This is a genomic window from Pseudomonas donghuensis (assembly GCF_000696345.2).
GTDB classification, from domain to species: Bacteria; Pseudomonadota; Gammaproteobacteria; order Pseudomonadales; family Pseudomonadaceae; genus Aquipseudomonas; species Aquipseudomonas donghuensis.
This window is the reverse complement of sequence record NZ_CP071706.1, coordinates 5,093,233-5,118,825: the sequence shown is the minus strand read 5'-3', so window position 1 is coordinate 5,118,825 and position 25,593 is coordinate 5,093,233. Positions and strand designations below refer to the sequence as shown.

General features: G+C 62.3%; 24 protein-coding genes. 10 read left to right on the top strand and 14 right to left on the bottom strand.

The genetic code is table 11. From position 1 onward, the window contains the following. Positions 1–51: 51 nt before the first annotated feature. Positions 52–1,644 carry an RNA repair transcriptional activator RtcR gene (rtcR, locus tag BV82_RS23775; protein WP_010222860.1) on the bottom strand — a complete coding sequence of 531 codons (1,593 nt, stop codon included), beginning with the start codon at positions 1,642–1,644 and terminating at the stop codon, positions 52–54. A 597-nt stretch (positions 1,645–2,241) separates the two neighbouring features. Between rtcR and BV82_RS23770 the strand changes: the two genes are divergently transcribed. The 4 genes from BV82_RS23770 to BV82_RS26480 are packed head-to-tail and all read left to right on the top strand — an operon-like array spanning position 2,242 to position 6,565. Next, entirely contained in the window at positions 2,242–3,387 is a 1,146-nt protein-coding gene (locus tag BV82_RS23770; protein ID WP_010222861.1) for a slipin family protein, read from the top strand. Between the two features lie 54 nt (positions 3,388–3,441). After that, positions 3,442–4,647 carry an RtcB family protein gene (locus BV82_RS23765; RefSeq protein ID WP_036996986.1) on the top strand — a complete coding sequence of 402 codons (1,206 nt, stop codon included), beginning with the start codon at positions 3,442–3,444 and terminating at the stop codon, positions 4,645–4,647. 39 nt (positions 4,648–4,686) lie between these two features. Continuing rightward, the gene (locus BV82_RS23760) at positions 4,687–5,484 is read left to right on the top strand and encodes a nucleotidyltransferase domain-containing protein (protein WP_036996984.1); all 798 of its coding nucleotides are present in this window, start codon (positions 4,687–4,689) and stop codon (positions 5,482–5,484) included. A gap of 49 nt (positions 5,485–5,533) precedes the next feature. Continuing rightward, the gene (locus tag BV82_RS26480; protein ID WP_010222864.1) at positions 5,534–6,565 is read left to right on the top strand and encodes a DUF6708 domain-containing protein; all 1,032 of its coding nucleotides are present in this window, start codon (positions 5,534–5,536) and stop codon (positions 6,563–6,565) included. Here BV82_RS26480 and BV82_RS23750 read toward each other — a convergent pair. Continuing rightward, positions 6,537–7,442, bottom strand: coding sequence for a DMT family transporter (locus tag BV82_RS23750; RefSeq protein ID WP_036996983.1), 906 nt, complete (start codon positions 7,440–7,442; stop codon positions 6,537–6,539). The two genes, BV82_RS26480 and BV82_RS23750, sit on opposite strands and share 29 nt — an antisense overlap. Positions 7,443–7,539: 97 nt before the next feature. Between BV82_RS23750 and BV82_RS23745 the strand changes: the two genes are divergently transcribed. After that, the gene (locus BV82_RS23745; protein ID WP_026001303.1) at positions 7,540–8,427 is read left to right on the top strand and encodes a LysR family transcriptional regulator; all 888 of its coding nucleotides are present in this window, start codon (positions 7,540–7,542) and stop codon (positions 8,425–8,427) included. Here the strand turns inward: BV82_RS23745 and BV82_RS23740 are convergent. The 3 genes from BV82_RS23740 to BV82_RS23730 form a co-directional block, all read right to left on the bottom strand. After that, positions 8,408–9,022 (bottom strand): glutathione S-transferase family protein, encoded by a 615-nt coding sequence (locus BV82_RS23740; RefSeq protein WP_010222867.1) that lies wholly within the window; start codon positions 9,020–9,022, stop codon positions 8,408–8,410. The genes BV82_RS23745 and BV82_RS23740 overlap by 20 nt on opposite strands. A 62-nt stretch (positions 9,023–9,084) precedes the next feature. Then, positions 9,085–9,516, bottom strand: a complete 432-nt coding sequence (locus BV82_RS23735; RefSeq protein WP_010222868.1) for an Lrp/AsnC family transcriptional regulator — start codon at positions 9,514–9,516, stop codon at positions 9,085–9,087. 62 nt (positions 9,517–9,578) lie between these two features. Then, complete coding sequence (locus tag BV82_RS23730) at positions 9,579–10,208, bottom strand: LysE family translocator (RefSeq protein ID WP_010222869.1); 630 nt, start codon at positions 10,206–10,208, stop codon at positions 9,579–9,581. 223 nt (positions 10,209–10,431) lie between these two features. Here BV82_RS23730 and BV82_RS23725 point away from each other — a divergent pair, with 223 nt between their 5' ends. After that, the gene (locus BV82_RS23725) at positions 10,432–11,253 is read left to right on the top strand and encodes an NUDIX hydrolase (RefSeq protein ID WP_051636824.1); all 822 of its coding nucleotides are present in this window, start codon (positions 10,432–10,434) and stop codon (positions 11,251–11,253) included. Between the two features lie 330 nt (positions 11,254–11,583). Here the strand turns inward: BV82_RS23725 and BV82_RS23720 are convergent, their stop codons facing one another. From BV82_RS23720 to exaC, 9 genes are all read right to left on the bottom strand, one after another. Next, positions 11,584–12,294: a LexA family transcriptional regulator gene (locus BV82_RS23720; protein ID WP_036996982.1), complete on the bottom strand. Its 711-nt coding sequence runs from the start codon at positions 12,292–12,294 to the stop codon at positions 11,584–11,586. A 457-nt stretch (positions 12,295–12,751) separates the two neighbouring features. Then, on the bottom strand, positions 12,752–13,279 hold the full coding sequence (gene ppa, locus BV82_RS23715) for an inorganic diphosphatase (protein ID WP_007933577.1): 528 nt from the start codon (positions 13,277–13,279) through the stop codon (positions 12,752–12,754). Between the two features lie 91 nt (positions 13,280–13,370). Beyond that, on the bottom strand, positions 13,371–14,186 hold the full coding sequence (locus BV82_RS23710) for a M90 family metallopeptidase (RefSeq protein WP_010222872.1): 816 nt from the start codon (positions 14,184–14,186) through the stop codon (positions 13,371–13,373). A gap of 9 nt (positions 14,187–14,195) precedes the next feature. Then, a complete protein-coding gene (locus BV82_RS23705; RefSeq protein ID WP_010222873.1) occupies positions 14,196–14,846 on the bottom strand; it encodes a DedA family protein in 651 nt (216 codons plus the stop codon). A 210-nt stretch (positions 14,847–15,056) separates the two neighbouring features. Further along, positions 15,057–15,515 carry a GNAT family N-acetyltransferase gene (locus tag BV82_RS23700; RefSeq protein WP_010222874.1) on the bottom strand — a complete coding sequence of 153 codons (459 nt, stop codon included), beginning with the start codon at positions 15,513–15,515 and terminating at the stop codon, positions 15,057–15,059. A 94-nt stretch (positions 15,516–15,609) separates the two neighbouring features. Further along, positions 15,610–16,434 (bottom strand): ethanolamine ammonia-lyase subunit EutC, encoded by an 825-nt coding sequence (gene eutC / locus BV82_RS23695; protein ID WP_010222875.1) that lies wholly within the window; start codon positions 16,432–16,434, stop codon positions 15,610–15,612. A gap of 11 nt (positions 16,435–16,445) precedes the next feature. Continuing rightward, positions 16,446–17,840: an ethanolamine ammonia-lyase subunit EutB gene (locus BV82_RS23690; protein ID WP_010222876.1), complete on the bottom strand. Its 1,395-nt coding sequence runs from the start codon at positions 17,838–17,840 to the stop codon at positions 16,446–16,448. 51 nt (positions 17,841–17,891) lie between these two features. Further along, on the bottom strand, positions 17,892–19,340 hold the full coding sequence (gene eat / locus BV82_RS23685; protein ID WP_010222877.1) for an ethanolamine permease: 1,449 nt from the start codon (positions 19,338–19,340) through the stop codon (positions 17,892–17,894). Between the two features lie 111 nt (positions 19,341–19,451). Further along, complete coding sequence (gene exaC / locus BV82_RS23680; RefSeq protein ID WP_036996981.1) at positions 19,452–20,972, bottom strand: acetaldehyde dehydrogenase ExaC; 1,521 nt, start codon at positions 20,970–20,972, stop codon at positions 19,452–19,454. Between the two features lie 265 nt (positions 20,973–21,237). On the opposite strand from exaC, the gene BV82_RS23675 reads away from it, so the two are divergent. The 4 genes from BV82_RS23675 to BV82_RS23660 all read left to right on the top strand — a co-directional run bounded on the left by BV82_RS23675 (position 21,238) and on the right by BV82_RS23660 (position 25,534). Then, the gene (locus BV82_RS23675; protein ID WP_036996980.1) at positions 21,238–23,208 is read left to right on the top strand and encodes a sigma-54-dependent Fis family transcriptional regulator; all 1,971 of its coding nucleotides are present in this window, start codon (positions 21,238–21,240) and stop codon (positions 23,206–23,208) included. Positions 23,209–23,274: 66 nt separating this feature from the next. Beyond that, positions 23,275–24,624, top strand: coding sequence for a UDP-N-acetylmuramate:L-alanyl-gamma-D-glutamyl-meso-diaminopimelate ligase (gene mpl / locus BV82_RS23670; protein WP_010222881.1), 1,350 nt, complete (start codon positions 23,275–23,277; stop codon positions 24,622–24,624). Continuing rightward, positions 24,621–25,250: a flavin prenyltransferase UbiX gene (ubiX, locus tag BV82_RS23665; protein WP_036996979.1), complete on the top strand. Its 630-nt coding sequence runs from the start codon at positions 24,621–24,623 to the stop codon at positions 25,248–25,250. The genes mpl and ubiX overlap by 4 nt, the downstream gene beginning before the upstream one ends. Beyond that, positions 25,247–25,534: a YceK/YidQ family lipoprotein gene (locus BV82_RS23660; protein WP_010222883.1), complete on the top strand. Its 288-nt coding sequence runs from the start codon at positions 25,247–25,249 to the stop codon at positions 25,532–25,534. The genes ubiX and BV82_RS23660 overlap by 4 nt, the downstream gene beginning before the upstream one ends. Positions 25,535–25,593 lie beyond the last annotated feature (59 nt).

The following is a 25,593-nucleotide window of genomic DNA, read 5'->3' as shown; positions in this document are numbered from 1 at the left end:
GTAGTGCTCGGCCAGGTGCGGCCGAAGAGGGCGCGAATTCTAGCACCCTGGTCAGTCCTTGAGTTGATTCCAGTCCAGGCCAAAGCGCGCCAGGTACTTGCGCAAGCGGTCGGCATCGTTGGGTTTGTCTTTCTCCAGGCGCGACACATCGAACAGCTGGCGCCCGGCCTCGGACAGGGTGCGGGCGTTGCGGCATACATTAAGCACGGCGTGCAGTTGCAGGCGGTCGAACTGGTCCAGCGCCTTGTCGCCGAGCAATGCATCGAGCGGATTCGCTCCCTGCTCCAGGCCCCAGGCGCGTTGCAGGCGCCCGATCTCCTCCAGCACCAGCGCTTCGTCGATGCGCCCGCTGTCGGCCAGGGTCGCCATGCGCGTGATCGAGGCCGACAGCTCGCGGAAGTTGCCGGCCCAGCGGGCTTGTGGCGAGTTGGCAAAGGCCAGGTAGCGGCGCTTGGCTTCAAGGTTGAAGCGCACCTGGCGGTTCTGCTCGCGGGCATGGCGCTGCAGTTCGAAATCGATGTTTGGCTCGATGTCTTCGCGGCGCCCGGCCAGGCCCGGCAGCTCGAAGGTCCAGAGGTTGATGCGGGCGTACAGGTCTTCACGAAACAGCCCTTCGGCCACCCGGCTGCGCAGGTCGCGGTGGGTACCGGCGATCAGTTGGAAGTCGCTTTCCACTTCGCGGTCCGAACCCAGCGGGAAGAAGCGCTTTTCTTCGATGGCCTTGAGCAGCATGGCCTGCTCGTCGGCGCCCAGCTCGCCGATTTCATCGAGGAACAACATGCCGCCATCGGCGGCGCGCAGCAAACCGTCGCGGGCATTCTGGGCGCCGGTGAAGGCGCCTTTACTGTGGCCGAACAGCGCCGACATGGCGCCGTCGCCGCGCAAGGTGGCGCAGTTCACTTCAACAAAGCGGCCCTCCAGTTGGTGGCGGCCGCGCTTGAGTTCATAGATGCGCCGGGCCAGGAAGGATTTACCGGCGCCGGTAGGGCCGACCAGCAGCATCGGTGCCCGCGAGCGCAGGGCCACTCGTTCGATCTGCTCGATGGAGCGGTTGAAGGCGGCGTTGCGGGTGGCGATACCGGCCTTGAGAAAGTTCAGGCTGTCGGCCTGCTCGCGTTGGAAGCGTGAGGCGATGTGATCGTAGCGCGACAGGTCGAGGTCAATCAGCGTGCTGGTGCCGGCCGGGTCGGCGGTGTCCTCCTTGCCGCGGGCTGGCGAGGTCTGGATCAGTCGCGCCGGCAGGTAGCGTGCTTCGGTAAGCAGGAACCAGCAGATCTGCGCCACGTGGGTGCCGGTGGTGATGTGGACCAGGTAGTCCTCATGCTCGGTATCGAAAGGGTAGGCGCTGGCAAAGTCGTGCAGCGCGCTATAGACCTCCTCGAAGTCCCAGGGATTGCGCAGGACCATGGGCTGCAGGCGCACCTCGGTGTGTGGCGAGATGCTCTGGATGTCGTCACGTATGCGCTCGGCCAGGCCCAGATCGCGGGCGCTGGTGCCGTGGATCAGTTCCAGGCGATCGATAGGCGTGTGCGCTTGCTGGCACAGGCTGATGGTCGGTCGCCAGCGCTGCCAGCGCGCCGCGCCCTTGCCGTTGCGATCAAGGGTGGTGCCGAGAAAGCCGATGGCGACGCTGCGTTTGCCCATGTCTGTTTAGCTCAAAAGATAAATACGTATCTCATCATATATAAATAAATTGATTTATGTGGGGGCGGAGGAGCCTAAAATTTACGGCCTAAAAAATAAATTCCTTATAAATCAATAAGATAAAAATATTTTTGATTCTGATTTTGAAACCTGGCACGCCCCTCGCAATATCTCCCTCGACCGCATCGCCAAGCTGGCCAACGGGACGGGGTTTATGTCCCCGCCGGTGCACGAGCCCACCCCAGGTGTAGGTGTCGTGCATGCCGCCGCCGCAACGAGCAGTCGATAGCGTGGCTCCTCACGGAGACGCTGGTCTCGAGGCCTGACTCGAACCTTACATACCCTCCAAGGTATCTCGAATGTTGTACCCGCCGGTGGGGCGTAGCCAGGGAAGGCTGCAAGGTGCGCAAGGAGCGCACAACGCCCACCGCCGATTTGCCCGGCTTGCCGGCCGGGCCCGGAGCAAGGCAGTTGCCGGACCGCAGGACGCGGTCAGTGGACAGGATGTCCCGGCAACTGGCTCCTCCGGGCCACGCCCGCAACGCTCGGCTCTTTGGCAACACCGGCACCAAGGATTAATTGCACAGGATGACCAAGATGAAACTGTTGAAACGCTTTATCGTGAAAAAGAACGAACGCGGCCTGCTGTTCTGCGAAGGCGACTTTGTGTCGATTCTCGAACCTGGCGTGCACAAGCGTTTCGACCTGCACAACCGGCTGACGGTCGAGACCTTCAGCCTCAATACTTCACTGTTCGAACATCGCCTGGCCGGCTACCTGCGTCAAAGCGAGCCGGCTCTGGTCGAGCAGTATTTCGAACGCATGGACCTGGCGGAAAACGAAGCCGGCCTGCGTTTTGAAGACGGCGCCCTGGTCGAGTTGCTGGCCCCGGGCAGTCGCCAGCTGTACTGGAAAGGCCAGAGCGCGCAGACCCTGCAGCGCATCGACCTGAGCCAGACCTATCGCCTGGATACCAGCCTGGTGGCCCAGCTTAACCAGCCCAAATTGCGCGGCCGCAGCCTGGCCGGGCTGGAGGCGGTGTTGCTGTCGGCGGTGCCGGCGTTCCACGTCGGTGTGCTCAAGGTCGATGGCGTGGTGGAAGAGTTGCTGGGAGCCGGGCAGTACGGCTTCTGGCGCTTCAACCGCCAGGTCAGTGTCGAGTTGGTCGATATGCGTATCCAGGCCATGGAAATCAGCGGGCAGGAGATCCTCACCCGCGACAAGGTCAGCCTGCGCCTGAATCTTGCGGCCAACTGGCGCTACAGCGATGTGCTCGGTGCGTTCGCGCAGTTGAGCAAGCCGCTGGAGCATCTTTACCGCGAGGTGCAGTTCGGCCTGCGGGCGGCGGTGGGTACTCGTACCCTCGACGAGCTGCTGGAAAACAAGCAGTTGATCGACGATTCGGTCAGCCAGTACCTGCAGGACAAGCTCATTGGCAGCGGCATCGAAGTCAGCGGCCTGGGGGTACGCGACATCATCCTCCCGGGCGAGATGAAAACCTTGCTGGCGCAGGTGGTGGAGGCGGAGAAAGCGGCGCAAGCCAACGTCATCCGCCGCCGTGAAGAGACCTCGGCGACCCGTTCGCTGCTCAATACCGCCAAGGTCATGGAAGATAACCCGACGGCCCTGCGCCTGAAGGAGCTGGAAACCCTGGAGCGGGTGGCGGAGCGCATCGACCGGATTTCGGTGTTCGGCGGCCTGGATCAGGTGTTGAATGGACTGGTCAGCATCAAGGCCGGATGAAATTTGCCGGGCCCCAGCGGCCCGGCAGCAACAGATTAAAGTGGAAGTACGACAATGAACATTCTCGAAGTGGCCGGCGGCAAGCCGATCAAGCTCTGGACCGACGGCGTCCCGGTGGATGAGGGCGCCCGTGAGCAACTGCTGAACACCGCGAAGATGCCGTTCATCTTCAAGCACCTGGCGGTGATGCCCGATGTGCACCTGGGCAAGGGCTCGACCATCGGCAGCGTGATTCCGACCCTGGGCGCGATCATCCCGGCGGCGGTCGGCGTCGATATCGGCTGCGGCATGATCGCTGCGCGCACCTCGCTGACCGCCAGCGACCTGCCGGACAACTTGCATGGCCTGCGCACTGCAATCGAGAAAGCGGTGCCCCATGGCAAGACCTTTGGCCGTCGCGACCAGGGCGCCTGGGGCAGCGTGCCGGCGCTCGCCGACCACGCCTGGCACGACCTGGCCGCGCGCTTCAAGGCGATCACCGATAAGTACCCGAAGCTGGAGAAGACCAACAACCGCCAGCACCTGGGCACCCTCGGCGGCGGCAACCATTTCATCGAGGTCTGCCTGGATGAGGCCAACTGCGTCTGGTTGATGTTGCACAGCGGTTCGCGCGGGGTCGGCAACGCCATCGGCAACCTGTTCATCGAACTGGCCCAGGCCGACATGCGCCAACACATCGCCAACCTGCCGGACCGTAACCTGGCCTATTTCGAAGAGGGCAGCCGGCACTTTGCCGACTACGTCGAAGCGGTGGAGTGGGCCCAGGATTTCGCCCGGCAGAACCGCGCGTTGATGATGCACGCGGTGATCGCCGCCACGCGCAAGGTGATCGGCAAGCCCTTCGAGGCCAACCTCGAAGCGGTCAACTGCCACCACAACTATGTGCAGCGCGAGCGGCATTTTGGCCACGACGTGCTGATCACCCGCAAGGGTGCGGTGTCGGCGCAGAAGGGCGAGCTGGGGATCATTCCCGGGTCCATGGGGGCGAAGAGTTTCATCGTTCGCGGCCTGGGCAACGAGGAATCGTTCTGCTCCTGCAGCCACGGCGCCGGGCGGGTGATGAGCCGCACCCGGGCCAAGCAGGCGTTCACCGTCGAGGATCAGCAACGCGCCACCGCCCATGTCGAATGCCGCAAGGACAAGGACGTGATCGACGAGATCCCCATGGCCTACAAGGACATCGACGCGGTGATGCAAGCCCAGCGCGAGCTGGTGGAAGTGGTGCACACCCTGCGTCAGGTGGTGTGCGTCAAAGGTTAGAGAGGGCGCCTTGAGGCGCCCGACTGCAAGGACACGAACATGAACAAGGAAGACCGTCACCCATTGCCCGGGGCCATGCGCGAGTGGGTGCTTGACGAGTTGCGCCGGGTCGAGCGCGAGCACGACGTTACTGTGCTCTATGCCTGCGAATCCGGCAGCCGCGCCTGGGGCTTTGCCTCTACCGACAGCGACTTCGATGTGCGCTTCATCTACGTCCCGCGCCAGGACTGGTACCTGCGCGTCGACGAGCCGCGCGACGTCATCGAGCGGCCGCTGACCGACGAGCTGGACATCAGCGGTTGGGAGCTGCGCAAGACCTTGAAGCTGCTGCGCAACTCCAACCCGACCCTGCTCGAATGGCTCGGCTCGCCGCTGGTGTACCGCGCTGAACCGGGTGCAGTGGAGTCGCTCCAGGCGCTGGCACTGAATTTCTACAGTGCCCGGGCGGCGCGGCACCACTACCTGTCGATGGCGAAAAAGAACCACCGCGACTTCCTTCAGGGCGCGCAGGTGCGCTTCAAGAAGTACCTCTACGTACTGCGTTCGCTGTTGGCGGTGCGCTGGATCGACCTGGGCCTGGGCATGCCGCCGACAGCTTTTGCCGATCTGCTGGCAGGCACCCTGAGCGAGCCGCAAATGCTCGCCGAGATCGATGAGTTGTTGCGCATCAAGCGCCAGGCCGTCGAAGCCGACTATGGGCCGCGGCGGATGCTGTTGCACTCGTTTATCGACAGCGAGTTGCGGCGTGCCGAAACCTCGCCGACCTTGCCAAGGCTGCGTGGTGATACGCAACTGCTGGATGACTATTTGCGCGATACTGTGCGGCGTTATTCATAGGAAGCGCGCCTGGCGTGTCTTCCCTGTCGAAAGGACTCGGAACGTTTTCATGCCTGACAGCAAATACCAGCGTCTGCCCCATGCCGGAGACTTCGAGCAAGTCTCCGGCACTCAGATCGTCTACCTGTCGCCGAAACCCTTGCCCACCGGGGTAGAGGCCTATAGCTACCGGCATTTGCATCGTGATGCCAATGAGGTCTACCTGGACTTCGGCATTGGTCGGGGCAACTTCGAGTTCATGGCCCGCTGCGGTATTGCCGCCGTCATGGGGGTGGTGAGCTGCGTGGTGATGACGGCGTTTCTCGGAGCTTGGGTGCGGCGTAGGCTTGAGCCGTTCTGGGAGGGGGTCTACGACTTTCTCGCATCGCCGCCCATCTGGGGTTTTATCGGGCTGCTGGCGTTGATGTACGTCGTCATATTTTGCCTGGCCGTGCGCCAGCTCAGCGTCCAGCCACCGATCCGCTTCAATCGCCAGCGACGTGAAGTGGCGATGGTGCCGAAGAAGGGCGCCGCACCCCAGTATGTGCCCTGGGAAGAGGTCATCGCCTGTGTTTCGGCCGGGCAATTGGTCACCGAATACGCGGTGATGCCCGAGTTCAAACTGATGATCGGCCTGCGTGACGCCGACAACGGGAACGTCCTGTGGCTGACCGTGGCCTGTGGCAGCCTGCGCGGTGCAGTGGCCGAATGGGAGGCGATTCGCGCCTACATGGAAGAGGGCCCGGCAGCCTTGCCTGAACCGCCGCCGGAAGAATTTGAAGAGGGCACGGTGGCGTTTTTCCATATGGCCCGCATTGGCTATCGCGACAACTTTCCGTGGCTGCAGTATGTGTTTGGCTTTCTGTTCGTCCAGGCGTTCGGTGGCTGGACCTTGCCGTGCCATCTCTCCAACTGGGTCAACAATCGCCCCAGAGCAACGTTTCCCAAAGTGGTGCGGGAGTGGTCCCGGCCATTGCCGGTGGATCAGCAGGCGGTGCCCAGTGAGGCGCTGGTCAAAGAAAGTGACGAGGTGCGCAAGGCCTTTCGCCGTGGGCAAACCCTGCTGGATTACTTCAAGGTGAAATTTGCCGAGCCGGCCTAGGGCTGGACAAACCCGGCGTCAGGTTCAAGGCCAGCACGCTGCTCAATACCACCAGTGCCCCGAGGACCACCAGCAGTGAAGGTTGTTCGCCGAGCAAAACCGCGGCAATCAATAGTGCGCAGGGTGGTATCAGGTACAGCGCCATGGACGCCCGACTGACGTCCGAATGGCTCAGTACATAAGCCCAGCCGAGGTACGCCAGGGCACTGGGAAATACGCCGAGCAGCAGTACCGCCAGGTTTGCCTGGGGCGGCGCCGCAGTCACTGCAGCGCCAAGGCCTGGCAGGTACACCAGCAACAACGCCGTGCCGGCCCAGAGGGTGTAGCAGACCATGGTCAGGCCGTCGTAACGATGACCGTGAAGTTTCTGCAGGGTGAAGTAGATACTCCACGACAGCGCGGCCAACAGCACCAACAGGCCATGGGCGTCGAGCGCTCCTACTCCGTGATCATCTGCAACGACCATCGCTGCTCCGAGCATACCCAGCACCAGGCATCCCCAGTGCCAGGCGCTGACCTTCTGGCGCAGGACAAAACAGGCAATCAGCAGGCTGAACAAGGGCGTGGACTGCGCCAGCACACTGGACGCCCCGGCACTGATTCCGCGCTGGCCAAAGTTGAGCGCCACATGGTGCAAAAACACCGCGAACAGCCCAAGCAGCATTAACAGCGGCAGGTCCTTGAGCCGTGGCAGGCTGATCCCGCGCCACACTGCGACACTCGCCATGAATACCGAGGCCACGATAAACCGCGCCAGGGCCAGATGACCTGGGTCGTAACCTTGCAGGGCGATATGAATACCGGCGGGTGAGTACGCCCAGCACAACACCACGAGCAGAGTCGCCAGGACGATTTTCAGGGATTGGGTGCGTGGCATTGAAAGGCGCTCCAGAGGCAGGGAGCTTTAGTATCAAAAAGGCCTTTGCTCACCACAATCGACTTATACTGAGCTGATCGTTCACTTTGGGTGATGTATGGAGTTGATGCAGATTCGCATGTTCAAGACGGTCTACGACACCGGCAGCATCGCCCGTGCAGCCGAGGTGTTGCACTACGTACCGTCGAACATCACCGCGCGGATCAAGGCACTGGAAGAGGAGCTGGGCGTGGCGCTGTTCTTTCGACATGGGCGCGGCTTGAAGATCAGCCCGGCCGGCGAAACCTTCCTCGAATACGCCACCCAGATGCTCGCCCTGGCCGAAGCCTCTAAGGCCGCCTTGAGCCCGCAAGCCGTGCCCAGCGGACGCTTGCGCATCGGCGCCATCGAGTCCTCGGCCAGTGGCCGGCTCCCGCGCTTGCTGGCCGAATACCATGCGCGCTTCCCGCAGGTATCACTGGAGCTGAGCACGGGCACCTGGTCGCAGCTGCTCGATGACGTGCTCAACCATCGCCTCGATGGGGCAATAGTCGCGGTTGAGGTCGAGCGGCCATTGCTCAAGCGCACGCCCATGTACCAGGAAGACCTGGTGCTGATCGCCCCCGAATCCCTGGGGCCGATCCGCAGCGCCGAAGACCTGCAGGGCAAGGCCATTTTCATGTGGCCGGAAGGTTGCCCGTACCGTGCGGCGCTCGAGCACTGGCTACTTGAGCAGGGGCAAAAGCTGCCGATTGTCGGCATTGCCAGCTATGGCGCCATCGTCAGTTGCGTGAGTGCGGGCGCCGGAGTGTCGCTGGTGCCTCGGGGCATCTTCGAGCAATACCGTAAAGGTGCCGGCTGGAGCGGCCATGAGTTTGCCGAACTCAAGGCCATCAGCAACGCCTTTTACTGGCATGCCCAGGCAGGAAGGCATCCGGCAAGGGATGCCTTCGTACAGATGTTGCGCGAGGGTTTGGCGCCAGGCGCTATTCGATCGGGTACTTGAGCATTGCCGGATGCCCTTCAATCTTCTGCGCCAAGCGCTGTACATGCGGATAGTCACTGGCCGCCACCACCTCGGCGCATACGTACTGGGTGAACGACCAGGCCACTGCGGTGGTGATTTCCGCCTGGCTCAAGGGCAGGGTGGGGCACTTGGTCGGCTGTTCGGCAAGCAGCCCGTCGAGCTGCGCATACGCGGCCAGCAACTGCCCGGTCACCCGCTCCAGCCAGGGCGTATGCAGTTTCTCCTGCGGGCGCAGGTTGTGTTCGTAGTAGATCTGCACCGACTTCTCACTGGCCGCCAGCGCCAGGCCGATCACCTGCAAATCGCTGGCGCGGGCCTGAGGTTCCTGCGCCAGGAGCTTTTTCGCCGGCGAGGCCAGAGCTTCGAAGTAATCCAGAATCAGCGTCGAATCCATCAACACCGTGCCATCGTCGAGGACCAGGCTGGGCGCCTTGACCACCGGGTTGATTGCGGCGAACTCGGCGAAATTGCGGAATACCGACAACGGCTGGTGTTCGAAGCGGATGCCATACAGCTCCAGTGATACCGCAACGCGGCGGACATAGGGGGAATCGAGCATGCCGATCAGTTTCATGAGGCCTCCATTTCAGAAAATTCCAGACTGGGTAGACAGTAGCTGAGGATTGGCACTGCAACTCACGGCATCAGGTTTCGCCGCTCAATGGGTTCGGAAAGCACGATGCTGGTGCGGGTTTCCCCGTAAGGGTTGATCCTGGCGATGATGCTTTCGATATCGGCCATGGACCTTGCGTAGAGCCGGATCAGGTAGGAGTCGTTGCCGGTGACATGCAGGCATTCAACGACTTCGGGGATTTGCTCAAGCAAGGCAATCAACTTGGCCTTGGCCGGCTTGAAGGTGGTCATGCCCACCACCGCTGACACGCCATAACCGAGTTTTACCGGATCGACCTGGGCAGCGTAGCCCTTGATCACCCCGGCCTCTTCGAGCTTGCGCAGGCGCTCGGTGGTGGCGGGAATCGACAGGCCGGCATGGCCTGAGAGTTCGGTGATGGACATCCGTCCCGAGCGCTGCACCGCGGCGAGGATTTTGCTGTCGATTCGGTCCATGTCGATCTCCTCTGCAAGAACCCTGACAGTAGTGAAACTTGCAGGCTTTGAGCAATCTGAAATTAGCCGCCTCGCAGCAGCACACCGGTGATGATCTGGTAGACACCCAGCAAGGTGATGGTCGAAGCGGAAAATACGTTGATCAGCTTCAGCTTCGAGTTTGAAAGTCTCGTGGCGAACAGGGCCGAAAATCCGCTCAACCCCAGCCACCAACCGGCGGAGCCCAGGAAGATGCCTGTGACCATCAATGCAAGGGCATAACTGTTGCTTTGGCCCGCGCCGACGCCATCGCTGATTGCGGCGAATATGGCAATGAACGACAGGATGGTCATCGGGTTGGACAAGGTCAGCAGCAAGGTTGTGGAGTAAGCTCTCCACGGCTTGTAGGGTTCCCCGGATGACCTGCTCGAAGTCGCTTCCGATGTGATGATTCGATAGCCCACATACGCCAGAAAAGCACCGCCGAAAATGCACAGCCAGGGTTTCCAGCCCACTAGGGTTGTGATCAACGCGCTGATCCCCAGCGCCCCGATAAAACCATAGATAGCATCCGCCGTTGCCGCGCCCAACCCGGTGGCGAACCCGGCGCGCCAGCCCTGCGTGAGGCTGCGTTGAATGCACAGCAAGCCGATCGGGCCGACTGGCGCGGCGATGCACAGGCCGATGAGCAGGGATTTCAGGAATAGCAGCATGGTTGAATCTCCGGTGGGCGGTGACTCAAGGCTAAGGCGCGAAGTGGGCTTGGTTAATGTGGGATTGAAGGATTTTTGCGGGAGTGACGGAAGAATTTAAGGTGGTGGCGCCTGCACATGGCCTGGAGCCCCGCAATCTTCGGGGCTCGGAAATCGGCGACGGATGACGTTGCAGGCGTCATTATCATGCCTTCTTGTACCTATCTCGCATTGAGCAACGAATATGACATGGATTATCCCCCAGGCCAGCGCATACGGCGGCGTTCTATTGAACTCCGATGGACAGGTTCTCTTGCGCGAGCCGGCAAATCACCACGACGGCTATGTCTGGACATTTGCCAAGGCGCGCCCGCTCGCTGACGAGGAGCCTGAGCAAACAGCTGTCCGCGCGGTGCGTGTGGACGCGGGGCACGAAGGTAAAGTGATCGGCGTACTCCCTGGGCTCTATGAAGGCGGTACAAGCAAGAATGCTTTTTTTCTAATGATCTCGGGTTTCGCTCACGGCCCGACAGGGGGCCACACCCAAAACACGTGTTGGGCGAGTTTTGAGCACGCGCGCGAACTCATTGGCAAAACAACCAACCCCATCGGTCGCACCCGTGATCTACAGGTGCTTGAGGCTACTCAGCGGTGGTTAGCAAGCAACCGCAAGGGTGTCGTCGCTTTCGAGCAACAAGGCTCAAAAGGCTGGGCGGTCAAGGGCAATTGGCTTACTAAGGAAATGCCAGAGCAATTCGTAACCCTTTCTCTGGATTTTGTTCTCGACGCTGAAGAGGCGTGTGCCATCCGCAAGGGATTTATCCCGTCTGAGATGGAAGAAAAATGGTTCAGTTATTACGTGGACGATGTGCTTTATCAGCATCGTAGCTGGACGGGGGTTCTGGTGGACCGCATCAGGTTTGTCGACGAGGCAGACGGTATTCGGGCAATACAAGCCGATGTGAACCGAGATCAAGAGCAGTATTCGCAAATGGATGATGCGCAAGATATACGGCGCATAGAATCAATGGTTCGAAACCTGGCGAGCCGTAATCGGTTGGTGTAGCCGGCCGATTTCTGAGTACCAACATGCCAATGATGTGGATGCGCGAGCGAGTGCGCATCTGGCGGCTATCGTTGCCGGCTATTGATGGCTGGCTTTTCAACCAGGCATTAAAAAGCCGGCTTGTGGCCGGCTTCCGGGGACGGGCTTGGCTAATTTTTGGTAAGCCGCAACCGCCTTAAAATCGTTGCTCCGGCGCTGGGGCCGGGAGGTGGCGGGCAAGCGGTGGGGTGCCGCGCCAGGGCCGCGGGCGAGCTGGGCCGCCGGGCTAAATGTGCGGCGTAGCATACTGGGATTGGTTGGCGATGCCCAGCAAAAAATCACCCACAACGCTCAAGCCGGGCGGCTGTCGCGCAGGTGGCCCCACCAGAAGACCCAGCCGAGCACTTCCAAATGCTGGGTCTTGAGTTGCGCCGGGCTGTAGGTTTCAGTCGGGTATTCGTCGCTGTCCTGGCTGTGCAGGCGCAAGGCGCCGTTGGCGCGGCGGCTGAGGCTGTTGATGCGCAGGCGGCCATTGTGCAGCAGGGCGTAGATCTCGCCGTCGACCACGCGGGTGAGGCTGCGGTCGACGGCCAGGGTGGTGCCGCGCGGTAGCAGCGGGCTCATGTTGTGCCCGGGCATGCTCAGGCACAGGGCATCGCCAGGGTCGACCCCCAGGGCGTCGAGGGCGCGGATGGGCAGGCGCAGGTAGCGGTCATCAACAGCTTTTAACTGGCGGGCCTGGACGCTGTAGAACGGCAGTTGGATGTCATTGTGGTTGTGCGCCGCCAACAGGCTGGCATCGGGGCCTTCGACGCCCGGGCGGGCCGCCTGGCTGTTGAGGCGTGGCAAGGGGTTGGGGTGTTTGGGGCCTTCGCCGTTGCGCAGCCAACGGCTACGCACGCACAACAGTTCGGCGATTTCATCCAGGCGGGCCAAGGGCACGCCGCGCTTGAACCAGTTGTTGACGTGCTGTGGCGTGACCTTGCGCTGCGCGGCAAAGTCGGAGGGGGACAGGTTGCACTCGCTCAGGAGCACTTTGAGACGATCGCCAGATGTATTCATGAGGCCCGAGTTTAGTGGGCTTGCAGCGCCTGGGCTATAAACGCGAGGTTCATTTTGAAGGCGGGAAAATGGCTGGCTTACAGGCGTTTGCCTAGGCTGGCGTAAGAGGTTTCCTGGCAAAAAAATCCACTTGGAAGGTGTTCGGACCTATCCTACGCACGCTGCTGCCTTTTCACTGTTGTGATAAAGGTGCTACAGGGCTAGTTTCCTCGGGTCGCTACGTTGGCGACCGGGTGTGAGAGCTCGAGTAGATAGTAGAAGCAGCTAGTTATGGCAGCTGTGCGCGGGCAGACCTCGGTCTGGCCGGGTTTCCTATGTCTACCGGTCTCTCACCCCGCGTACGGCTGCCACCCTAATCCTGTGAGAAGGATTGAGGTGGAGGCTCCCACCTTGAATGGGGCGTTCTTGCCCTGAAACAAAAAGCCCCGCAGGTGCGGGGCTTTTTGTTGAGGGTTGCTTAGCCTTTGTAAGCTGCAACCGACTTGGTGATCGCGGCGCGAGCGGCGTCAGCGCCATCCCAGCCTTCGATCTTGACCCACTTGCCTTTCTCGAGATCTTTGTAGTTCGCGAAGAAGTGCTCAATCTGCTGGATCAGCAGGGCAGGCAGGTCGGTGTATTCTTTGACGTCGACGTACAGTTGCGACAGTTTGTCGTGCGGTACGGCGATGACTTTGGCGTCGCCGCCGCCATCGTCGGTCATGTTCAGGATGCCGACCGGACGGGCGCGGATGACCGAGCCTGGGGCAACCGGGTACGGCGTCACGACCAGCACGTCGAGGGGATCACCGTCGTCGGCCAGGGTGTTGGGGATGTAGCCGTAGTTGGCCGGGTAGAACATCGGGGTGGCCATGAAACGGTCAACGAACAGGCAGTCGCTGTCCTTGTCGATCTCGTATTTGATCGGCGCGTGGTTGGCTGGAATCTCGATGGCGACGTAGATGTCGTTCGGCAGGTCTTTGCCAGCCGGAATCTTGCTGTAGCTCATTGGGCAGTGCCCCCATGTTTGGCCAAAAATTGGCCGCGATTATAGGCACATTCCGCTGCGCTTGCCACGCCCGCCCGGATGTCCGGCTGGCTCAGTCCTGGGGCTGGCGGTAATGCGGGTGATGGTGCTGCAACTGCTGCAGGCGGGCGAGCGGGTCCTGGCGGTAAAAGCCGCGCAGTTGCTGGTACACCGCAGGGTAGGCGTCGTTGAGCAGGTCGGGGGCGCTGAAGAAGTATTCGCTGGTCACGGCAAAGAACTCCGCCGGGTTTTCCGCGGCATAGGGGTCGATGGCGGTCTCGGCGTCGGGGTTGCGGTCGAGCTGGCGGTTGAGGTCGTCAAAGGCCTCCTGCATGGCCTGGGCCCAGTCGCTGACGCGTAAATCGCTGTGCAGTGGCGGCAGGCCGTTGGCATCGCCATTGAGCATGTCGAGCTTGTGCGCCAGTTCGTGGATCACCAGGTTGTAGCCTTCCCAGCCACCGCTGGCCTGTACCCCCGGCCAGGCCAGGATCACCGGGCCCTGCTGCCAGGCTTCGCCACTGTGCTCACCGTCCCACTCGTGTTCGATACCACTGGCGTCGCGATGGCGCTGGGGGCTGAGGAAGTCGTCGGGGTAGAGGATGATCTCGTGGAAACCCTGGTACCAGTTCAGCTCGCCCAGGTGCAGCAGCGGCAGTTGCGCCTGGGCGGCGAGAAACAGCCGCTGCTCGCCGTCCAGCTCGACCCCGGGCAGGGCACTGAGGTGTTTGTCGTGCAGGAACAGTACGCAGGCTTCACGCAGCCATTGGTCTTCTTCGTCGCTGAGGCCATCGAGCATCGGCAGGCGCTCGCGCACCCGCTGCCAGCGCTGCGGGTCGAGCGGGTGTCGGGCCAGGGTGCGGCGACGGCGCCAGGCGCGGAGCGACCACATAGGCCGGGCTTAGTGAACCTTGGCTTCGTTGCGGCTCATGCGGCTGCGCACTACGCCGATGATCATCGGCACCAGCGACAGCAGGATGATGGCGACGATCATCAGCGACAGGTTCTGCTTGATGAACGGCACGTTGCCGAAGAAATAGCCGAGGGTCACCAGGCCGCCCACCCAGAGCACGGTACCGGCGACGCTGAAGCCGAGAAAACGCGGGTAGTGCATTTTCGCGATGCCGGCGACGAACGGCGCGAAGGTCCGCAGGATCGGCAGGAAGCGCGCCAGGGTCACGGTCTTGCCGCCATGGCGTTCGTAGAAGTCGTGGGTCTGCTGCAGGTAGTCGCGGCGGAAGATCTTCGAGTTGGGGTTGCGGAACAAGCGTTCGCCCGCCGTTCGGCCAATCACGTAGTTGGTGCTGTCGCCGAGGATGGCTGCGGCCATCAGCAGGCCGCCGAGCAGAACCGGGTCCATGCCGCCGCCAGCAGCGACGGCGCCGGCGATGAACAGCAGGGAATCACCCGGCAGGAACGGCATGACCACCAGACCGGTCTCGCAAAAGATCACCAGGAACAGGATCGCGTAGATCCACGGGCCGTAGTTGTTGACCAACAGGTCCAGGTAGGCGTCGAGATGCAGAATAAGGTCCAGCGGGTTGAAATCCATGTACAGCACCTGTGTTCTTGACCCGAGGGACGGGCTTGCGATGGCTGGCAGTGCGAATGCGGACGGTCGCTACCCGGGAGATGGGTAAAGTTTCACACACAATGAAGAGGCGCATTATACGGCTACGAACAGATTGTGCCTGCGCAGTTTGTAGCGGCGGATGTCGAATGGATGTGAACGGCAGGCGCGGCGCCTGCCATTGCGCCCGGATCAGTCCGAGTTGATAGGCAGGATGTAGCTCTTGAACTCGGTGTCTTCGTGAAAACCGATGGATTCGTAGGTTTTCATCGCCACTTCGTTGTTGCTGCTGGTAGACACCCGCAGGCGCACCGCGTTGGTTTCCTTGGCCAGCTTCTTGGCTGCGCGCATCAGGTGGTCGGCCACCAGCATGCGCCGGGAGTCTTCGGCGACATAGATGTCGTTGAGGATCCACACGCGCTTGAGCGACAGCGACGAAAAGCTCGGGTAGAGCTGGCAGAAGCCCATCAGTTTGCTGTCGTCATCGTCCGGCAGGGCCAGGTAGATGATCGACTCGCCACGTTCCAGGCGTTTTTCCAGGAATGAGCGCGAGGAGTCCGGGTAAGGCAGCTGGCCGTAGAACTCGCGGTACCTGACGAACAGCGGGACCAGCATGTCCAGGTGTTCCAGGGTTGCTTGGATGATTCGCATAAGCAGGCCTCAGAGTCCATGGGAGTTTACGGTGAGTCGCCGACAGCCTTGGTAGATGCTGCCTGAAAGCAATTAGAAAACGCAATCTAGGATCTCAAGGTTTACTCAGCAGGAAGTTTGCGCTTTTCGGCGCATCGCTGTCTGACTCAAGGGTTTGCACCTGGGCTTCATCCTTCAGGTTGACCCCCGACAACTGCCGCCGACAGGCTTCGCGCATCAGGTACAACAGGCGATGGGCGGCCATGCCGTAGCTCAGACCTTCCAGGCGCACGTTGGAAATGCAGTTGCGGTAGGCATCGGTGAGGCCGACCTTGGGGTTGTAGGTGAAATACAGCCCGAGGCTGTCCGGCGAGCTCAGGCCTGGGCGTTCGCCGATCAGGATCACAGTCATCTTGGCCCGGAGCAGTTCGCCCACTTCATCGGCAACCGCCACCCGGCCTTGCTCCACCAATACCACCGGTGAGGTCGACCAGCCGTCGGCGGCGCTCTGTTCTTCCAGGCGGGCGAGAAACGGCAGGGTATGGCGGTGCACGGCCAGGGCCGAGAGGCCGTCGGCGACGACGATGGCCAGGTCAACGCCGCCGGGGTTGGCCTGGGCATGCTCGCGCAGCCGTTGTGCTGAATCGTCGTGCAGCCGGCGCCCCAGATCGGGGCGTTGCAGGTAGCTGTGGCGATCGGCGGCGGCACTGTGCAGCAACAGGCTGTCACGCCCGCGTGCGCTCAATTGCTCGCGCAGGCCGGCGTGGTCGAAGGCCAGGTGCACGGCATCGCGGGCCTGGGCGTGGGCGAACTGGAAGTCGAGCTGGGCGCCAGTGGGCAGGCTGGTACCGGTGCGGCCCAGGGCAATGCGCGCCGGGGTCAGGCGGCGCAATTCCAGCCAGGGATTGCTGCTGTTGTCGTGTTGGGGAGTGTTGGCCATAGTCGACTCGCTTATCCCAGTTGCGCCAGGGCCTGGCGGAAGGCCGGTGGCAGGTTGTCACCAAAACGCACCCGGCCGTCGGCCTGGGTGAAAATGCCCATGCGCGCCAGCCAGGCCTCGAATTCCGGCGCGGGCTTGAGGCCCAGGGTCTGGCGGGCGTAGAGCGCATCGTGAAACGAGGTGGTCTGGTAGTTGAGCATGATGTCGTCGGAGCCGGGGATGCCCATGATGAAGTTGATCCCGGCGACACCCAGCAGGGTCAGGAGCATGTCCATGTCATCCTGGTCGGCTTCGGCGTGGTTGGTGTAGCAGATGTCGCAACCCATGGGCACGCCGAGCAGCTTGCCGCAGAAGTGATCCTCAAGCCCGGCGCGGATGATCTGCTTGCCGTTGTAGAGGTATTCCGGGCCGATGAAGCCGACCACGGTGTTGACCAGAAACGGCTTGAAGTGGCGGGCCACGGCATACGCGCGGGTTTCGCAGGTTTGTTGGTCGACGCCATGGTGGGCATTGGCCGACAGGGCGCTGCCCTGGCCGGTCTCGAAGTACATCAGGTTCTGCCCGAGGGTGCCGCGGTTGAGGCTGAGACCTGCGTCGTAGCCTTCCTTGAGCACATTGAGGTTGATGCCGAAACTGGCGTTGGCCGCCTCGGTGCCGGCAATTGACTGGAATACCAGGTCCAGCGGCACGCCACGGTTGATCGCCTCGATCGAGGTGGTCACGTGGGTCAGCACGCAGGCCTGGGTCGGGATGTCGTAGCGCTGGATGATGGCGTCGAGCATCTCCAGCAGCGCGCAGATCGAGGCGATGCTGTCGGTGGCCGGGTTGATGCCGATCATGGCATCGCCGTTGCCGTACAGCAGGCCGTCGAGAATGCTTGCGGCAATGCCCGCCGGCTCATCGGTGGGGTGGTTGGGCTGCAGGCGGGTCGACAGGCGCCCGCGCAGGCCCATGGTGCCGCGAAAACGGGTGACCACGCGGATCTTCTGCGCCACCAGCACCAGGTCTTGGACGCGCATGATCTTCGAGACTGCCGCGGCCATTTCCGGGGTCAGGCCCGGGGCCAATGCACGCAGGCTGTGTTCATCGGCTGCTTCGCTGAGCAGCCAGTCGCGCAGCCCGCCCACGGTCAGGTGGCTGACGGCGGCAAAGGCGCTGGCATCATGGGTGTCGATGATCAGCCGGGTGACTTCATCGTCTTCGTAAGGGATCAGCGCTTCGCTCAAGAAGTGCTTGAGCGGGATATCGGCCAGGGCCATCTGCGCCGCCACCCGTTCGCCATCGTTGCTGGCGGCGACGCCGGCGAGAAAGTCACCCGAGCGTGCCGGGCTGGCCTTGGCCATGACTTCCTTGAGGCTGTCGAAACGGTAGGTCTGGTTGCCCGCCGTGTGTACAAAACTTGCCATACAGACTCTCCAGAACGCCGCAGGGCTGGCCTGCGGCGTAGGTGGCGTTGATCAGTGCAGGGCCTCTTCGGCCTTCTGGATCGCGGCGAATTCTTCTTCCGGGGTCCCGGCAACCAGGTGGTGCCGACTGTAGAACGCAAAGTAGGCAATCAATACCGCATAAATCACTGCGGCGCCAATCACTACCCGCGGGTCGACCAGAAAGCCCGCCACCACCGCGATGCAGGCCAGCACCAGGGCCACGCCCGAGGTGAAGATGCCGCCGGGGGTGCGATACGGGCGCTCCATTTTCGGCCGGCGGATGCGCAAGGTGATGTGCGCGGCCATCATCAGTACATAAGACAGCGTAGCGCCGAACACCGCGACCAGGATCAACAGGTCGCCCTGGCCGGTCAGCGACAGGCCGAAACCGATGATCCCGGGGATCACCAAGGCCAGTACCGGGGCCTTGCTCTTGTTGGTTTCCGACAGCTTGCGTGGCAGGTAGCCGGCACGGGACAAGGCAAAGATCTGCCGCGAATAGGCGTAGATGATCGAGAAGAAGCTGGCGATCAGGCCGGCCAGGCCCACCAGGTTGACGAAACCGCCCATCCAGGTCGAGCCGCCGTAGGCTTTCGACAGCGCTTCCACCAATGGGTTACCGGAGGCTTTCAACGCTTCGGCACCGGCGCCACCAGGGCCGACCACCAGGATCAGCAGGGCGAAGGCCAGCAGCACCAGCATGGCGCCGATCAGGCCGCGGGGCAGGTCGCGCTTGGGGTTCTTGGTTTCTTCGGCGGCCAGCGGTACGCCTTCGACGGCGAGGAAGAACCAGATCGCGTAAGGGATCGCGGCCCACACCCCGACATAGCCGAACGGCAGGAAGCTGCTGGCGCCAACGGCGTCGGTCTGGGCGATATCGAACAGGTTGTTGACGTCGAAGTGCGGCACCATCGCCACCAGGAACACGCCCAGGGCAATGGCGGCCACGGCGGTGATGATGAACATCAGCTTGAGCGCTTCACCGACACCGAAGATGTGGATGCCAATAAAGATGATGTAGAACGCCAGGTAGATCATCCAGCCGCCGATGCCGAACAATGACTGGCAATAGGCGCCGATAAACACCGCAATGGCCGCCGGGGCGATGGCGTACTCGATGAGGATCGCCGTACCGGTAAGAAACCCGCCCCAGGGCCCGAATGCGCTGCGGGCAAAGCCGTAGCCGCCACCGGCGGTGGGGATCATCGACGACAGTTCCGCCAGCGAGAAGCACATGCACAGGTACATGGTCGCCATCAGCAAGGTGGCGAGGAACATGCCGCCCCAGCCACCCTGGGCGAGGCCGAAGTTCCAGCCGGCGTAGTCGCCGGAAATCACGTAGGCGACGCCCAGGCCCACCAGCAATACCCAGCCGGCGGCGCCCTTTTTCAGTTCACGTTGTTGGAAGTAGTCGGAGCCGACCTTTTCGAAGTCGACAGAAGAGCCTGCCGGCACGCTGCCGGTATGATCGCTTGGCATAGGGTTCACCTGTTCTTTTTATCAATACCGGCGGGTGCCGGTTTGTCTGGTGATGGTCTTGCAGGAAGCGAGCCAGAGCGGCCCCGGGATTGGAGCCGCCCTGTTTCTCGTTTAGAAGAAGCCCAGCGGATTGATGTCGTAGCTGACCAGCAGGTTTTTGGTCTGCTGGTAGTGATCGAGCATCATTTTGTGGGTTTCACGGCCGACGCCGGACTTCTTGTAGCCACCGAACGCGGCGTGGGCCGGGTACAGGTGGTAGCAGTTGGTCCATACGCGACCGGCCTTGATGCCGCGGCCCATGCGGTAGGCGCGGTTGATGTCACGAGTCCAGACACCGGCGCCGAGGCCGAACTCGGTGTCGTTGGCAATCGCCAGGGCTTCGGCTTCGTCCTTGAAGGTGGTGATGCTCACCACCGGGCCGAAGATTTCTTCCTGGAACACGCGCATCTTGTTGGTGCCCTTGAGCAGGGTCGGCTGGATGTAATAACCGGTCGACAGGCTGCCTTCGAGTTTTTCCACCTTGCCGCCGGTCAGCAGCTCGGCGCCTTCCTTCTCGGCGATTTCCAGGTACGAGAGGATCTTGTCGAACTGTTGCTCGGAGGCCTGGGCGCCGACCATGGTGTCGGTGTCCAGCGGGTCGCCGCGCTTGATCTGCTTGATCTTCTTCATCACCTCTTGCATGAACGCCGGGTAGATCGACTCCTGCACCAGGGCGCGGGATGGGCAGGTGCACACTTCGCCCTGGTTGAAGAACGCCAGCACCAGGCCTTCGGCGGCTTTTTCAATGAAGCTCTGCTCGGCCTGCATGATGTCTTCGAAGAAGATGTTCGGCGACTTGCCGCCCAGCTCGACGGTGGACGGGATGATGTTCTCGGCGGCGCATTTCATGATGTGCGAGCCGACCGGGGTGGAGCCGGTGAAGGCAATCTTGGCGATGCGCTTGCTGGTGGCCAGGGCTTCACCGGCCTCGCGGCCATAGCCTTGCACCACGTTGAGCACGCCTGGCGGCAGCAGGTCGCCGATCACTTCCAGCAGCACGCTGATGCCCAGCGGAGTTTGCTCGGCGGGCTTGAGTACCACGCAGTTGCCGGCGGCCAGGGCCGGGGCGAGTTTCCATGCGGCCATCAGGATCGGGAAGTTCCACGGGATGATCTGCCCGACCACGCCCAGCGGTTCATGGAGGTGGTAGGCCACGGTGTTGCCGTCGATCTCGGCGGCACTGCCTTCCTGGGCGCGCAGGCAGCCGGCGAAGTAGCGGAAATGGTCGGCCGCCAGCGGGATGTCGGCGTTGAGGGTTTCGCGGATGGCCTTACCGTTGTCCCAGGTTTCGGTGATGGCCAGCAGTTCGAGGTTCTGTTCGATACGGTCGGCGATTTTCAGCAGGATCAGCGAGCGAGCCTGCACCGAAGTGGCGCCCCAGGCATCCGCCGCGGCGTGTGCGGCGTCCAGGGCCTTTTCGATGTCTTCGGCAGTGGAACGCGGGAATTCGGCAATCAGTTGGCCGTTCACCGGCGAGGTGTTTTCGAAGTACTGGCCTTTGACGGGGGCAACGAACTCGCCACCGATGTAGTTCCCGTAACGGCTCTTGAAGGAAACCTTGGCGCCTTCGGTACCGGGATGTGCATAACGCATGATGTGTCTCCTGGCTATTGTGCTTGTTGGGAGGATGTAAAGCATAGAGCAAGGGTTGGGCCAGTGTAGGCGGCCTTAGGTAAATCAAGGGTTTGGGCGGTTTCTGCGCCGGCGGTGGCGGGGCGCTGTAGCGTGTCTGGCACAGCCAGGGTGACACTTTGTACCGTTGTTGACACAAGGCGTGACCCAGCAGTCAAGCCAGCATTGCATTGCGCCGATGGGTGGAGGATGCTGGGCCTGTCTCGTCTGCGGAGAACAATAAAAAGTGCAGAGCAATCACCTCAGCCGGCATGCCCGGCAAGTACTCACCGTGACCCAGGGCAAGGCCCTGGCACAGGGCCCTGGCAGCGATCCGTCGATCGCCCGCTCGTGGTTGCGTTGCCTTGAGGACTATCACCTGGACCCGGCCCAGAGCATGGCCCCGACCGTGCTTGAACATGGCCGCGTGCTGGAAAGCCGCGAACGCTTGCAGCAGGTGCTGCAGATCGCTGGCAACGAAATGAACAGCCTGCACCAGCAGCTTTCCGGCGCCGGCCATGCGGTACTGCTCACCGACGCCCGCGGGGTAATCCTCAATTGCGTCACCGCGCCCACCGAGCGGCGCATCTTCGAGCGTGCCGGGCTGTGGCTCGGTGCCGACTGGAGCGAAGCCCGCGAAGGCACCAACGGCATCGGCACCTGCCTGGTCGAGCGCCAGGCGGTGACCATTCATCAGGATGAGCACTTTCGTGGCCGTCACACCGGGCTGACGTGCTCGGCCAGCCCGGTGTTCGACCCGCACGGCGAACTGCTGGCAGTGCTCGATGTGTCCTCGGCGCGGGCTGAAGTTTCGCGCCAGAGCCAGTTTCACACCATGGCGCTGGTCAACCTCTCGGCGAAGATGATCGAGAGCTGCTACTTCCTGCGTTATTTCGAAAACCAGTACCTGCTGCGCTTTCACCTGCAGGCCGAGTCCGTCGGGCTGTTCAGTGAAGGGTTGCTGGCCTTTGATGGCGACGGACGGATTTGCGCGGTCAACCAGAGCGCCTTGAACCTGCTGGGCACCGTCCGTGACGGCTTGCTCGGCAAGCCTGTGGATATGTTCTTCGATTGCTCCCAGAGCGAGCTGCTCAGCCGGGCCACCGCCCAGGCCAGCACCAGCTGGCCGCTGCGCACCCGCGATGGGCGCTTGCTGTTCGCCAGTTTGCGTGGCCAGGTGCGGTCGATGCTGCCTGCGCTGGCGCCGCTTGCGACGTCAGTCAAAACCGAGAAAGCGGCGGGTATCTGCCTGGTCGATCCGGCCCTGCAGAACGATTTTCGCCGTGCGGTACGGGTGTTCGAGCGCGATGTGCCGCTGCTGCTCAACGGCGAGACCGGCTGCGGCAAGGAGGCTTTCGCCAAGGCCGTGCACTTGGCCAGCCAGCGCAGCGGCAAGGCGTTTGTCGCCCTTAACTGCGCATCGATCCCTGAGAGCCTGATCGAGAGCGAGCTGTTCGGCTATCGTGGTGGCAGTTTTACCGGGGCGCGCAAGGAAGGCATGCGCGGCAAGTTGCAGCAAGCCGATGGTGGCACGTTGTTGCTGGACGAGATCGGCGACATGCCCCTGGCCCTGCAAACCCGCTTGCTGCGTGTCCTGGAAGACCGCATGGTGGTGCCGATCGGCGGCGAGCCGCAGGCGGTCAACGTGCGCATCATCAGCGCCACCCACCGCAACCTGCTGGAGCGGGTCGAGGATGGCAGCTTTCGCGAGGACCTTTATTACCGGCTCAACGGGCTTGAGATCGAGCTGCCGGCCTTGCGCGAGCGCAGTGACAAGTCGCAACTGCTGGACTTCATCCTGGCTGAAGAGGCCGGCGAGCAATCGGTGAGCCTGGAACCTGCGGCGCGCAGGGCGTTGCTCGACTTCGCCTGGCCGGGCAACGTGCGCCAGTTGCGCAACGTCTTGCGTACCCTGGTGGCGCTGTGTGATGACGGCTGTATCCGCCAATCCGAGCTGCCAGCCACTATTGTAGGAGCGGCGCTGCGGTTACCCGACGTGCCCCGCAATAGCGGTCTGTCTGAGCCACCCCTTTGCGGTGCAAGCCCGCTCCGGCAGGGGGAAGGCGAATCTCCTTTGGAGGACGCCGAACGCAGCGCCTTGCTGGTCACGCTCGAAAAACACCGCTGGCACATGACCCATGTCGCGGCGCAGTTGGGGGTCAGCCGCAATACCTTGTATCGAAAACTTCGCAAACACGGCATCGCCCGAGACGCTTGAGCGAAACACAGGATGCGATTTGTCGCGCCCTAGGCTACCCTGCCTCGACGTTTTGCGAGGTCGATCATGCACATTCATATTCTCGGTATTTGCGGCACTTTCATGGGTTCGCTGGCCGTGCTGGCCAAGGAGCTGGGCCATCGGGTCACCGGCTCCGATGCCAACGTCTACCCACCGATGAGCACTCAGCTCCAAGCCCAGGGCATCGAACTGACCCAGGGCTATGACGCCGCCCAGCTGGACCCGGCGCCGGACCTGGTGGTGATCGGCAATGCCCTGTCGCGGGGCAACCCGGCAGTCGAATACGTACTGAACAAAGGCCTGCCCTATGTGTCGGGGCCGCAGTGGCTGGCTGACCATGTGCTGCAAGGCCGCTGGGTGCTGGCGGTTGCCGGTACCCATGGCAAGACCACCACCAGCAGCATGCTCGCCTGGGTGCTGGAGCATGCCGGCATGAGCCCGGGTTTCTTGATCGGCGGCGTGCCGCAGAACTTCTCGGTGTCGGCACGTCTGGGCGGTACGCCGTTCTTCGTGGTCGAGGCCGACGAGTACGACAGCGCCTTCTTCGACAAGCGCTCCAAGTTCGTTCATTACCGTCCGCGCACTGCAATCCTCAATAACCTTGAGTTCGATCACGCGGACATCTTCCCCGACCTGGCAGCCATCGAGCGGCAGTTCCACCATTTGGTGCGCACCATACCGAGCGAAGGCCTGGTGATTCATCCCACCACCGAGCCGGCGCTGGAGCGGGTGATCAAGATGGGCTGCTGGACCCCGGTACAAACCACCGGTGAAGGCGGGCAGTGGCAGGTCAAACTGCTCAGCGCCGATGGTTCGCGTTTCGAAGTCAGCTTCGAGGGCGAAACTCAAGGCGTGGTCGAGTGGGAGCTGACCGGTCAGCACAACGTCGCCAACGCGCTGGCCACCCTGGCCGCTGCTCGCCATGTCGGCGTGGTGCCGGCCATGGGTATTGCTGCGTTGAGTGCGTTCAAAAGCGTTAAACGCCGGATGGAAAAGGTCGCTGAAGTGCAGGGCGTGACCATCTATGACGATTTCGCCCACCACCCAACGGCTATCGCCACCACCCTCGACGGCCTGCGCAAGCGCATCGGCGATGCGCCGCTGATCGCCGTGATCGAACCGCGCTCCAACTCGATGAAGCTCGGTGCCCACCGCGATGGCTTGCCGGAAAGCGTCAACGATGCCGACCAGGTGATCTGGTATGCACCGCCGAACCTGGGGTGGGACCTGGCCGCCACCGCTGCCGAATGCAAGGTGCCGGCCGTGGTCGCCGACAGCCTTGAGGCGATCATCGAACGGGTCAAGAGCCAGGCTAAGCCCGGCACCCAGGTGGTGATCATGAGCAACGGCGGCTTTGGCGGCCTGCACGGCAAGCTGGCCGAGGCGCTGAAATGAGCGGGCCGGAACGCATCACGCTGGCCATGACCGGGGCTTCGGGGGCGCAGTATGGGCTGCGCCTGCTCGATTGCCTGGTGCGCGAAGACCGCGAGGTGCATTTTCTGATCTCCAAGGCCGCGCAACTGGTCATGGCCACCGAGACTGATGTGTTGTTGCCGGCCAAGCCGCAAACCATGCAAGCCTTCCTCACCGAGTACACCGGCGCTGCCGCCGGGCAGATCCGCGTGTATGGCAAGGAAGACTGGATGTCCCCGGTAGCCTCGGGCTCCGGCGCGCCAGCGGCGATGGTGGTGGTGCCGTGTTCTACCGGCACCCTGTCGGCGATCGCCACCGGCGCCTGCAACAACCTGATCGAGCGGGCTGCGGATGTCACCTTGAAGGAGCGTCGTCAGTTGGTCCTGGTGCCGCGCGAGGCTCCATTCTCGACCATCCACCTGGAGAACATGCTCAAGCTGTCGAACATGGGCGCAGTGATCCTGCCGGCGGCACCGGGCTTTTATCATCAGCCACAGACCATCGATGACCTGATCGACTTTGTCGTCGCACGGATCCTCAACGTGCTGAACATTCCCCAGGACATGCTGCCGCGTTGGGGTGAGCATCATTTTGGCGCGGATGAATGAAGCGTCAGCTTGGCGTGGTGCTGCTGTGCTTGATGGCTAATGGTTGCGCCAGTGTGCGTACCCTGGATGCGGCCAAGCCGGGAGCGCCGGTGGTTTATGCCGGAACGCGCCTGGACTTGTACGCCCTGAAGGGTGGCTGTTGCGCCATGGACCGCTTTGGCGCCGAAGCGCCGAAGTACCCAGGGCTGGATCTGCCGGGCAGCGCCTTGCTCGATACCTTGCTGCTGCCGCTGTCAGTGCTGACCGCGCTGGGAATTGGCTTTCAGGCGACGGGCGGGTTGTAGCCTCTGGTCTCATCGCGGGTCAAGCCCGCTCCTACAGCGATCAACTGTGTGAGCGGGCT